Source organism: Mesorhizobium kowhaii (genome assembly GCF_003253745.1).
Classification (GTDB): domain Bacteria; phylum Pseudomonadota; class Alphaproteobacteria; order Rhizobiales; family Rhizobiaceae; genus Mesorhizobium; species Mesorhizobium kowhaii.
In genome coordinates this window covers 32,213-44,436 of the sequence record NZ_MZXV01000064.1, presented here as the reverse complement: position 1 = coordinate 44,436, position 12,224 = coordinate 32,213, and the positions used below count along the sequence as shown (strand labels likewise).

The window sequence follows — 12,224 nt, the reverse complement described above, 5'->3', positions numbered from 1 at the left end:
ACTATGACACGCTCGGCCCGCTCCTTTGCCGTCCGATCGTCCAGGACACTCCCGCCCCGCCCACGACACCGGAGACGTCCTTGCCGAGATGTCGGTCAAGCGCCGGCCGCCAGGGCACCAGTGTGAATTCTCGCGACTTCTCGATGACAGCATACTTGCCGCTGGCGAGCTCGACGGATCGGCGCAGCGTGCCTTCTATTCGATCTCCAGGCCGCGCTTCAGAATACGGGAGACCAAGCTCATCCGACAGCTGGCCGGCAATCCGGTTCAGCTCACGCTGGCCCAGGATCGAAATCATGTTGGCGCGATAAACGATCCGGTCTTGCTCTTCATGCGCTAGGCCTTGCGCAATCAGCCACTGCCGCCGGCGGGCTTGTGCCTCCCGCATCTCACGGCCGAAGCCGGAGTTGCTCAAGGCCTCAGGTGCATCAGAAACCAGCTCCCGGTCGATCCAGGTCGCGCCGTCAAAACCAACCTGCTGCTCCAGTGGCATCGATGAGAGCTTGTCGACCATGACAGGTTCAATCCTGGCACGCTGGCGTTCGTAACCGGCCACGCGTGTGAGATGATCAGGCGCGATGCTCCAGGTACCGTCCGGCTCGCGCTCCACGCCGCCAGTGGCTCGCCTGATCGCTTCCAGCCTTCGAACATGCGTTTCGGCGAAGCGTTCGGTGGCGGACGCATCATGCTTGAGGTGGATATCGACGTTGTAGCGCCCACCGTGAGCGGCGGCGATCTCGGCGATCGTACGGTCAACCTGTCTTGGCTCGGTGTTTTTCGGCGTGACGTGGACGATGCAGCCGTCGGGCGTCGGTTGCGTCGCCTCGCCCTTGCCGATGTCGATGTAATGGCTTTTGCCGTCCACGCCATCGACGATGAGGTAATGCCGGTCATTGATCTCGTCGGCCAGTCCACGCGCGACAACGCGGCCGATCACAGGCTGGGTGTCCTGTTCAGGCCGATCGTGGACGACATAGTCTGCGGCGCTGCGAGCGAACCCCTTGCCGGTGAGCTCGCGATGCATGATCTTGATGATGTCACCCCGCTCGCCGATGCTGCGCAGCGTGGCTTCGAGCTCTTCATCCAACCGCCAGCGGCCCGAACCGATCTCCGTCGCGAGATCCATTCGCTCAAGTTGCCTGAGGCGGCCTTGATGCAGCGTCTGGCGAAAGGCGTCGCGACCGTCCGGCGAAACTATTCCGTCGTCATCGCGCATGCTGAGGAGCCGGCGGTCGATGCTGGTGAAGCGTTCCTGATCCATTTCCTGGCGCAAGCGCTGCTCGATCTCGCGGTCGGTGCGCGGACCGAGATCGAGGCTGACCAGCTCCGCCGCCCGCTCGCGGATTCCACTCGAGATATACTCCCTGGCGATGACGAGATTCTCGCCGCGATCGTCCCTGCCGCGAACGATGACGTGGGTGTGCGGATGACCGGTGTTGAAATGATCGACAGCGATCCAGTCGAGCCTTGTGCCGAGGTCTTCCTCCATCTGCGCCATGAGACGCCGCGTGAACGGCTTGAGATCGTCATACTCGATGCCGTCTTCCGGTGCGACGATGAAGCGGAACTGATGGCGGTCGCCCTCCGCACGACCAAGGAAGTCTTTGCCGTCGACGCGGTCACTGTCGGCACCGTAGAGTTCGCCAGGCGCGCCATCGTGAGTGACGCCGTCGCGTTGGATATAGCGAAGATGGGCCCGTGCCGCGTCCTGGCCCTTACCGACCAGCTTGACGACGCGTGCCTTGACCACGACCCGCCGCTGGCGAAAGGCGGCGTGGCGATCGCGTGATCTGAGCAGCGCGGCCGCCGCGCCGCCGTGCCCTGCCCGGCTTCCGGTAAAGCGACCGCCATGCTGAGGCCGGCCGCCAGCTCTGTTGATCGCTGCCCGGACCTGACCGACATAGCGTTTGCCGGCCTTCGAGCCGCGCGACCCGATTCTCCCAAGCTTCGGCCTGAACTCGTCGTCCTTCATGCCAGCCTCCTGGCCAGGCTAAGCAAAATCAACAGCTTACGCGTCCAACCCTCATGGCACCGGCGCCAGCCTCCTGGAAAAACGATGTGCAGACAAAGACTTCGCCGCCTCTTGGAGGCGGTGCTTTTATCTTGCCTTACGCGCCCTCCCCCTCCTCTCCAGGACGCGCCTGACCCGCACATCGCTAGCGATCCGGCTTCGTTAACCGCGCGTCATCTTTGCCGAGCGGCACGAAGAGATCGTCATTGCTTTCGCCGGCGCGAACACCATCATGAAGGAAGAAGAGCGAGCGTCCGGAGTGCGCGTTTCTTCGCTTTGGAGTCGCGGATTCGCCCCTGAATTCGTTCATGTCGGCGGCCGAAATCCCCGTCGCCTTGAGCTGTTCCAGATAGGCGATGGTCTCCTTCGGCAGCGGCTTGCCACGCTTCAAATGGTCTTCGTAACGCTCGGGTCCTGCGTTGTAGGCGGCAAACAGGCCTGGGAAGCCGAAGCGGTCATACATGGCGCGCAGATAGGCGGTCCCGGCCACAATATTGTCGCGCGGATCGTGCGGATCAGGTCCCAGACTGTATTCGGCACGCATGTTCTCATAGGTGCCAGGCATCACCTGCATGAGGCCTATCGCCCCCGCGCGTGAGGTGATGGGGTGGCCATCGAGCATGGTCTTGCCGCTGCTTTCGGCATCCATGACGGCGTGAATCCAGGCTTGGGGAATGCGGAAGCGTCTGCTTGCTTCCGCTGTGAACGCCTGCCATCGTCCAAGCTGCGGATTACGGGAGATGACGACGGGCTCAGCGCCGGTCGAGGCGGAACAGGCGCATGGCGCAATAGCGATCATGCCGAGCATCAGGAGGGTCAATCGGTCCATAGCGGCACGAGCCTCCCGATGATATTTGCGGCCGGCACCGGCCCGAAGTAGCGGCTGTCGAAGGAGCGATTTACCTCGCTGCCAAGCAGGAACACCTCGTCATCAGAGAGATTTCGGCACCCGCTCCACCATGGCAGTGGGCGGCTCTGGCTGTCGGTTGTCAGCCGGCGCGCGACGATCTCACCGGCGATGATGATGGCGTCATTGAAGGCACAGACATGCTCGCCAGGGAGCGCGGCAAGGCCCTTCACCAGCGGCACATTGCGAGGCAGGTAGCCGCGTTCGGCGGCGAGATCGGCGACCGATTTTGGTGGGCGGGCGAGCACGAGGTCGGCACGCGCGGGTGATCCAGCCGCGACACGATAAAGGCCGACCGGCGCGCTGGCCGAGGCGTTCCAGACCAGCCAAGGGGTTGGTCTGACGAAGGCGGCGAAGCAGATCAGGCCGAGGCCAATCGTGGCAAGCGCGATCGTTTTGCGCGCTCGAAGGCGCCGCAGACGGCTGCCGATCAAACGGATGGAAGGGCGCCGGCTCATGGGCGCCCCCCCTCGCCGGCGGAACCGGAAGTGACCTCGCCATCCTCGGGAATAGAGTCCTGCGGCTGTCCCTTCGACCAGTCGTCGAGCTCGTCGATGTGGTAGCGGACATAGCGGCCGTGCTTGCGGAATTTCGGGCCGCCGCCTTTGAGCCGCATCTTCTCCAGCGTGCGCTGGGACAGGCCGATATAGAAGGCGGCTTGCGCGGTATTGAGAAACGGGCTGCCCTTCTTGGCGCGGGCCGCGCGTTCGTTTTCGTCGTCCATGATGATCCTCGTTTCGCTCTCGGAAGGCGCAGGCGAGGATCGGCCAGCAAGGTCGTCGTGGGGACGGGCGAAGAGTCGGGGGAGAGTTTTCGCCGCCCCTTCGGGCGGACCTGCTTGGAAATGGAGGAGCCCCGCGCCGGTTGCGGCGCGAGGCCCGAGGTCAACAGTTCAGTCGACGGGGTTCCAGATGATGGCGTAGGTGTCGTCATCGTCCTGGCCGGCGGCGCGGCCGAGATTGGCGTAGAGCTTGCGCGGACCGAACTCGGGGGCTGCGATCGACAGGCTCACATAGCCCTTGCCGGAGGTCTCGCCGGTGCGAATCCAGCCCGCACCCACTTCGACCCCTTGAGTCAGCACCCGGAAGTCGGGATGGTTTTCGGCGCTCTTGGCCTGATTGGGCACGATGTCGATGTCGGCGCGGACGCTGAGCGTCTTGAGCTGGCCCTTGTAGCCGCCGTTTTCCTGCTTCGTGACATAACCGATCGCGGTCATTTGAAAGTCTCCTTTTGCTGTCGCCGGGGACCATTCCCCTGCGATGGCGGACCGTGATGGGCGCGTCCGAGCGCCCGAACCCGACAGGGCCGCAGCGGCAGCGGAGGACCCGAGCGGGCAGCTTTTTTGAAGCGAAGCGGCGCGAGGAAGCCGCCGCAGGCGGCGGGGAAAAAAGCTGGCCGCGAGGGTTTCGGGCGGTCGGACCCGTCCATAGGTCGACAAGCCAGCCGCGGGGAAATGGTCCTTGACGAGAGCATGGAGACAGGCCGCGCGATCGGGCGAGCACGACAAAGCAGGCGGCAATGCAGGTGCCGGGTCCGCCGACGCACTGAGACCTGTCCAAGCGACAGATATGTCCATGTGCTGGGCGCCTCGGCAACCATCCCCGGCCGTGATGCACGGCTGCCGCATAGCCTCGGTCGGGGCGTGATTTCTCGCGCGGTGCGCGTCTGAAACACGAAAAAAAATGCGGCCGATGCCGCCCGGGAACGGGGCCAGGAGGCAGCACTCGAAAGAGCCGACGCCGGGCTTGATTTCTTCTCGACGAATGAAGCTACGACCCTGCAGTTGGAAGGCTTGCGGCGATCGTGTCGTCAGCTGTGCGCTGCGGTTCGGGCCGCACCTGCCAAAGGCCGGAACCGATAATGGCGTGTGCCACCATCAGGAGCAGCGCCATCGCGGGATGGTCGAGCATGGCGGCGCGCACGGCGGCATGGACGTGCCGCGTCTGGCTCGCTTGTTCTTTCTGCTTTTGCCAGAACAGGTGGCATCGGCGAAATAGCTGTCTTCGCCGAACAAGTCGGAGATGATCACCTGATGCCCGAGCCGACGCAATGCGGGTTGTTCTAGGCTGGCCGCGAGGTTAGTGGCTTTTAACCAGGACTGCGATCAACGTCCGCTTCCCGCTGACGATGCTGGCTGGAACGGACTGGGTTGCCGATCAAACACTCTCGGATTTTGGTGCGAGTATGAACTCGAAAACGGGAACAGGCTGGCCAGGCATCGGCTCCGGCAAAACAACCGGGGAAGTTGTGGCAGCATCGGCATATTCTGCAAGCGCGGCAGGTGGCATGCCGAGCGCGGCCTCAAAGAGCCCGTTTTGCCCCCTCACTATTTGTCGAAAAAGCCCTGCAGCTCTTGCCGCATGGCGCGCGGCAGCGACCCGCTTTCCCTCGCGAATTTTCACCCCTGACGCCGCCAACAGGATCAATCCCTTGAAGAACACGCGATGCTGAGTGCTTTGTTTCGCAGCATGCCAAAGAGGCTCCCAAGCCTCATGAGATTCCCAGTAATAACCGTGGTTGAAAAGGTCGATTCCCCATCGAAATACATCCGAGCCTAGCGCTTCCTCAACGGCGACGGTCACCGGCTCGTTTTGGTAACTATGGCCCAAGGGATCGCGCACCGGATGCGGATGTCTGCCAGGCAGGTACGCATAGGTTGGGAACCGTTTTTCGGGCAGCAAGCGAGGACGTGACATAGACCCAGCAAACATGAAACACCGCTGATGGCAATTCATGTCACACAAGAACTGATGGCATAATGGTACTCCCCGACACCCGCTTGTTTAGACCGGAGACATCGCCAAGGCAGCAGGCTGCGGCCTAGAAAACCAATCTGTACGAGGGCAGTCAAAGCCGGGAAACAAACCGAGCGCAGAAATGATGAGGCCGCGCCCAACTGTACGAATAGTGCTGCTGCATCCTGCATGCCTTGCCTGAACGCTCCTGCTCCTTGTGTCACCGTTCCATCATCGCGTGCGTCCCCAGGTCGCCTCGATCCGGCGCGGCGAAAAGATCAGTTCCGGGGGGCGCCTTGATTGGTTCCTTGACCTGGTCGCGTTCATGGGCGTTGGCGACGTGTGACCTCATGGCCTCAGCGCGTTAAGACCAGCAATTGTCGCATCGTACCTCTCCCGCAAGATGGCGAAGCCGCGCCTGCTGTCCCCGTGGCTGGATCACGATCCCTGCTGCGGTCGACAACTGTCCAGCTGTCCGATGCGGTTCATATTTCAAAAATTATGCTGTTGAAGAATTTAGCAGTGACCATACCGAGATTTTACTTTCAAATTCGGGCCGCAAAGTCCTATCCTAAGTGAAAACTAGGGGGCGGGGGAATGGAAACGATTTCGTGCACTGGCGGTGCCGCCGGTATTTCAGCCGCGCCCGTAGTAGAAGTCGTGGCGGACATTGCCGCCAGCTTTACATATGCATCCTTCCAAAATGCCATTCCGGTGATCCGGTCCATCGCGATCCACAACCCAACCCAGCAGGGCTTCGAAAAATGTACTCTCGAGCTGATATCGAACCCACCTTTTTTGCGCGCCAAGAGCTGGACAATTGATCGGATCGTTGCTGGCGACCGGCTTCCCTTAAGCGACCGGAAAATCGATCTCGACGCCGGCTATCTGGCCGGTCTCAACGAGGCCGAGCGCGGCGAGATAACGTTGCGCCTGACCTCAGGAGGGGCGGTGCTGGCCGAACGGCGCATTGCCGTGCGCCTGCTTGCTCGCGACGAATGGGGTGGCGTCATCGATATGGCGCAACTGCTCCCTGCATTCGTCATGCCCAACGACCCCGCGGTGGCAGGGCTGCTGCGTGCTGCAGCGGAGCGGCTTGCAGCGCATGGCCATCCTTCCAGCCTCGATGGCTATCAAAGCGGCAATCCGCAACGCGCATTCATGTTGGCGGCCGCAATCTATTCGGCCATTGCCGGCCTATCGCTGCATTATGCAGAGCCACCTGCAAGCTTCGAAAGCCGCGGCCAAAAAATCCGACGTCCCTCAATCATTATGGCAGAAAAGCTGGCAACCTGTCTCGATACCAGTCTGTTGTTCGCGTCCGCCCTGGAGGCGACGGGCCTGCATCCTGTCGTTTTGATGTTTCAGGGACACGCGGCCGTCGGCGTCTGGATGACACAAAGGACGCTCGCCAACGCCATTGAACCCGATGCCATGGAGGTCCGCAAGGCGCTGGCATCGCGCGAACTGATCGTGTTTGAGACGACAGGCGTGACGCATCGGCCGGCCATGACACTGGAGGCTGCCCAACACGCAATCGAACAGCGGCTCGATGAAACGCAGGTAGCCACCTTTGTCGCAGCCATCGATATCCGCCGCTCGCGCAGTGGCGGCATCACACCGCTTGCTTCGCATGAACCGATGCGTCGCAGCGTGGATGCAGAGGTGGCAACCGAAATCGCGTTGCCGTTGCCAGCCGCACCGGCCGTGGTAGCCCTGCCGGTCGAGATCGTCGAGGTAAAGCCGACGACAGCGGCCGGACGGATCGACCGCTGGCAGAAAAAGCTCCTCGACTTGACACTGCGGAACCGCCTGCTCAATTTTCCGGACTCCAAGAAGACAATTCCGTTTCTTTGTACTGACGTCGGTTACCTCGAGGACCGCCTGATGGCAGGCGCTTCGATCCGGCTGATTTCGCTGCCCGAACAGAATCCACTGGGCGAGCGCGATGCTGCCCTCTATCGCGAGGTGCACGGACGTGACCTCCAGCGGGGCTTTGCCGCGGAAGCGCTTCTGCGCGACGAGCTCCCGTCGACGCTCGATGGGCGCCAATTGGAATCCCGGCTGATCGATCTTTACCGGCAAGTCCGCAACGACTTTGCCGAGGGCGGCGCGAATACGCTTTTCCTGGCGGTTGGCTTCCTGCGCTGGAAGAAGAAGACCGAGGACGAGCGCAGCTATCGCGCACCGTTACTTCTCGTACCGGTCAAAATCGAGCGCCGCAGCGCGACATCGCGTTTTACCTTGCGCTTCCATGAAGATGAACCGCGATTCAACGCAACCTTGTTGCAGTTTCTCGAACGCGACTTCGAGCTCAAACTGCCACAGTTTTCCGGTGAGCTGCCCGAGGACGAAAGCGGCGTTGATGTGCCGCGGCTGCTCGGTCTTATGCGCCAGGCAGTGCGCGACGTCCCCGGCATGGAGGTGGTGGACGAGACGGCGCTCTCAACCTTCTCTTTCGCCAAATTTCTCATGTGGAAGGATCTGGTCGAGCGTACTGATGCCCTGCGCGAAAACCGTGTCGTGCGCCATCTGATCGACACGCCGGAGATAGCGTTCGAGGGCAATGGCGCATCATTCCGAGACGAACGTGACCTTGATCACCACTATGCTCCGTCTGACATCGTTTCGCTGTTGCCGGCCGACTCTTCACAGACCGCCGCAAGCCTTGCCGCCGCCGAAGGTCGCGACTTTGTCATCATCGGCCCTCCCGGCACTGGCAAGAGCCAGACCATTGCCAACATGATTGCCAACTGTCTTTCAGTCGGCAAAACCGTGCTGTTTGTGGCCGAAAAGACGGCAGCACTCGATGTCGTCTATCGTCGCCTTCGCGAACATGGCCTGGGCGCGCACTGTCTCGAACTTCATTCCAGCAAGGCGGACCGGCGCAACTTTCTCAACCAGCTCAGGAACAGCTGGGAAAGCAGCGTGCGCGTGGACGGAGCCGAATGGATTGCGGTCAACGAACGGCTTCGCCTGCGCCGCGACGAACTTAACGCCTATGTCGAAGCGCTGCATCGGCGCCATGTCAATGGTCTGACGCCTTATCTGGCGCTCGGCATCGCTCTCAAGAACAAGCGGCAGCACGCTCCGAGATTGTCCTGGCCATCGCGCGATTCCCATGACGAGGCAAACCGGCTGGCGCTGGAGCATATTGCCGCCGAAACAGGTCTCGCATTTCAGTCGGTGGAGATGCGACCGGTCTTGCGTCTCATAGATGTCACCGAGTGGACGTCGGGCTGGCAGGACAATTTGCTCGAAGCGGCGAAGGCGCTCAGAAGTGCGTCCGAGGTTCTAGCCACCGCACTGGACGCCTTCCTGGTGAGCGTCGGCCTTCGCGCCAAAGGCGATGCGTCAAAAGCCGAGCTCGAGGCGCTGCGAAAACTGGCGGGGGCACTCCAGGACAGTGCCGGTTATGACCTCAGCATCGCCTTTGATCGAGATTTCGCCCAGTTGCGGGAAGCCGTGGCGGCTCTCAATGACGCAATCGGGAGCTACCGCACGTCTCATTCGGGCCTGTCGGCACACTATGACCAGGAAGCTGTTACGCGCATACCGGTAGATGACATTGAGCAGCAATGGCAACGAGCCGTCGCTGCGTTCTGGCCGAACAGTCAGTTGGGCAAACGCAAAGTCCAGAAGCTGCTTCAGGCCTATGTCACAGAAGGCATGGCCGATCCTCAGCAGGACTTGCCACTGTTGCGTGTGATGCAGGACCGCCGTGCTGCTGTCGAAGCCAATATCCTATCCGGCAAACCGATTGGATTTGCTGGACTTGATACCGACACCCACCGTATCGGCCAGATACTCTCGATGGCCGAAAGGCTTCGACAGACGCTACGGCTGCCCGGCCTTGGTACGGAGGATCTCAGAGCACTTCTGCAAGCAACCGCACCGAGCCTGCGAAGCGGTGCAGCAGATAGTACGATGCGGCAAGGGGCAGCCCGCTTCCTTGCGGCCACTGCGGCATTCGAGGCTGCAAAGGCCCGGTTTGCGATTCCTGCTGGAAACGCGCCGTCGTGGGCAGGACATGACAATCCGCTGACCGAATTGATGAGCACGATGGGAGACTTGCTCGATGCCCGCCATCTCTTGCGAGACTGGACATCGTGGTGCGGCATTCGTCGCAGGGCGGTGAGCCAGAATCTGGGAGCGCTGGTCGACGATATAGAGGCGGGTCTGGTGCAGCCAACCGAGGCTCAATCCGCGTTCCGCCTGGCCTATGTACGCTGGTGGCTGCCGGCCACGCTCGATGCCGATCCGGTGCTGCGGAATTTCCGGCGCTTCCAGCACGAGCATGCCATCGAAGATTTTCGGGAAATCGACGATCTTGTCCGCGCTCAAGCGAGCCTTCGCGTCATCAGTGCCATCGCTCATGGTTTGCCGGCTGTGCAAAGCGTCCCTCGCAATTCCGAGTTGGGCCTGTTGCGTCATCAGATGGAATTGCAGCGGCCCAGCCGGTCAATCCGCGAGATGATTGGCGCGATGCCGACGAGCTTTGCCAAGCTCGCGCCGTGCATGCTGATGTCGCCTCTTTCAATCGCTCAATATCTACCGCCCGACCAGGCCCTGTTCGACGTGGCGATTTTCGACGAAGCCTCGCAGATCACCACCTGGGACGCGGTCGGTGCCATCGCGCGAGCCCGTCAGACCATTATCGTAGGCGATCCCAAGCAGTTGCCGCCCACCAATTTCTTTGGCCGCAACGAGGAGGACGAGGAAGTCGTCGAGCACGAAAAGGATCTTGAGAGCATTCTCGACGAAGCCAAGGCCGCCGGCATCCCGGTGCGTGACCTGCGCTGGCATTATCGCAGCCGTAATGAGTCGCTGATCGCCTTTTCCAACCATCACTACTATCAGAATCGGCTCATCACCTTCCCCTCCCCAACGGTGGAAGATCGGGCAGTGCAGCTGCGAAAAATCACTACCGGCATCTATGATCGCGGCAAAAGTCGCACCAACCGAATCGAAGCCCAAGCGGTAACCGACGAGGCGGTCAGCAGAATGCGGCGTTGGCTGGCCTTGCCGGAAAAGGAGCGACCCACGCTGGGGGTCATCACCTTCAACGCGCAACAGCAGTCGCTCATCCTCGACTTTTTCGACAAGGCGCGACAGACAGAGCCGGAGCTTGAATGGTTCTTTGCCGACGAACGTATTGAACCCGCTATCGTCAAGAATCTGGAAAATGTCCAGGGCGACGAGCGCGACATAATCCTGTTTTCGATCACCTTTTCGCAAGATAATGCCGGCAAGCGCAGCATGGATTTCGGCGCGCTGAATCGGGATGGCGGCGAACGCCGGCTGAATGTCGCGGTGACGCGTGCGCGGCAGGAACTGATAGTATTTTCAGGTTTTGCCGCCGACCAGATCGACCCCAACCGAACCAAGGCGATCGGCGTACAGCATCTCAAAGCCTTCCTCGATTTTGCCGAACGCGGTGCTGTGGCATTGCCGGCGCAGGAACGCGGGTCGGTCGGAGCCCTGGAATCCCCTTTCGAGGAGGCCGTCGCCGCCGAGCTTGAGAAGCGCGGATGGACCATCGTTCCACAAGTCGGCATTTCTGGCTTTCGAGTGGATATCGGGATCCGGCATCCCGATCTCGCCGGCGCCTATCTGGCTGGGGTCGAATGCGACGGCGCGACCTATCACAGTTCTGCCACGGCGCGAGATCGAGACAAGGTCCGCGAGCAGGTCCTGCGAGGCCTCGGGTGGAACATCGTCCGGGTATGGTCAACCGATTGGTGGTTTGATCTCGAAGGTTGCACCGAGAGGCTTCATGCCAGCCTGGCCGCGCTGCTCGAGGAAAGCCGTCGCAAACAGGCCGAACAACAAGAAAGTGAAGCCGCGATCCATTGGGACATGGGCCATAAGGTCGACCCCATGGACCCATTGCCAGCCGAAGACCTAGCATCGGCCGGCGAACCGGAACATCCGTCGATAACATCAGAGCCAGAACTTGTCGCCGCTCCCGTCGCGACGGGAGAGCGCCCGTCGGCATCTGGAGCAATTTTGCCTGCGGCCGCGCATTCGACGCATGATGCCGTACCGACAGGCGGCCGTTATCGCCTGACTGATCTAACCGGATTTTCCACCAGCCCGGATCAGTTTTATGACTTCGTCTACCGAGGCACGTTGCGGTCCATGGTCGACGCGGTGATCGAACAGGAAGGGCCTCTGCGAGAGGACGTCCTTGCGCAGCGCATCGCACGGGCGCATGGCTGGCTCAGAACGGGCAACAAGATTCGGGAGCGGATCGACCTGCATCTGCGCGAGTTCGATAGAACTGAAGAATCCAGCGGCAGCTTCCTATGGAAGAGGGGGACGGTGGTCGACCTGCTTGACTATCGCATGCCGTTCGATGCCGATGCCCGCCGGTCCATTGCCGACATTCCAATCGCCGAGCTGGCCGCTGTCGTCGTTGCGAACAAGGACATTCTGGAACAGTCGGATCCCGCTCTCGACCTTGCACGTCTGCTCGGCGTCGAGCGACTTGCGGCGATATCACGCTCCCGGCTGGATGAGGCCATCGATCGCGCCCGGCGCAACCTGGCATCGACATAGTCTCGGAGAC

7 protein-coding genes are annotated in these 12,224 nt (G+C 61.4%); 1 reads left to right on the top strand and 6 read right to left on the bottom strand.

The window, feature by feature from the left end; all coding sequences use genetic code 11:
- Position 1: 1 nt before the first annotated feature.
- The 6 genes from rlxS to B5V02_RS30330 all read right to left on the bottom strand — a co-directional run bounded on the left by rlxS (position 2) and on the right by B5V02_RS30330 (position 5,599).
- Complete coding sequence (rlxS, locus tag B5V02_RS30360) at positions 2-1,972, bottom strand: relaxase/mobilization nuclease RlxS (RefSeq protein WP_111547713.1); 1,971 nt, start codon at positions 1,970-1,972, stop codon at positions 2-4.
- A gap of 184 nt (positions 1,973-2,156) precedes the next feature.
- The gene (locus tag B5V02_RS30355; RefSeq protein WP_111547712.1) at positions 2,157-2,840 is read right to left on the bottom strand and encodes a lytic transglycosylase domain-containing protein; all 684 of its coding nucleotides are present in this window, start codon (positions 2,838-2,840) and stop codon (positions 2,157-2,159) included.
- Positions 2,828-3,376: a S26 family signal peptidase gene (locus tag B5V02_RS30350; RefSeq protein ID WP_111547711.1), complete on the bottom strand. Its 549-nt coding sequence runs from the start codon at positions 3,374-3,376 to the stop codon at positions 2,828-2,830. The genes B5V02_RS30355 and B5V02_RS30350 overlap by 13 nt, the downstream gene beginning before the upstream one ends.
- Entirely contained in the window at positions 3,373-3,642 is a 270-nt protein-coding gene (locus tag B5V02_RS30345) for a helix-turn-helix transcriptional regulator (RefSeq protein WP_111547710.1), read from the bottom strand. The genes B5V02_RS30350 and B5V02_RS30345 overlap by 4 nt, the downstream gene beginning before the upstream one ends.
- 168 nt (positions 3,643-3,810) lie before the next feature.
- A complete protein-coding gene (locus B5V02_RS30340; protein ID WP_111547709.1) occupies positions 3,811-4,134 on the bottom strand; it encodes a DUF736 domain-containing protein in 324 nt (107 codons plus the stop codon).
- A gap of 940 nt (positions 4,135-5,074) precedes the next feature.
- Complete coding sequence (locus B5V02_RS30330; protein WP_245446285.1) at positions 5,075-5,599, bottom strand: DUF309 domain-containing protein; 525 nt, start codon at positions 5,597-5,599, stop codon at positions 5,075-5,077.
- 651 nt (positions 5,600-6,250) lie between these two features.
- Between B5V02_RS30330 and B5V02_RS30325 the strand changes: the two genes are divergently transcribed.
- On the top strand, positions 6,251-12,214 hold the full coding sequence (locus tag B5V02_RS30325) for a DUF3320 domain-containing protein (RefSeq protein ID WP_111547708.1): 5,964 nt from the start codon (positions 6,251-6,253) through the stop codon (positions 12,212-12,214).
- Positions 12,215-12,224: the final 10 nt, after the last annotated feature.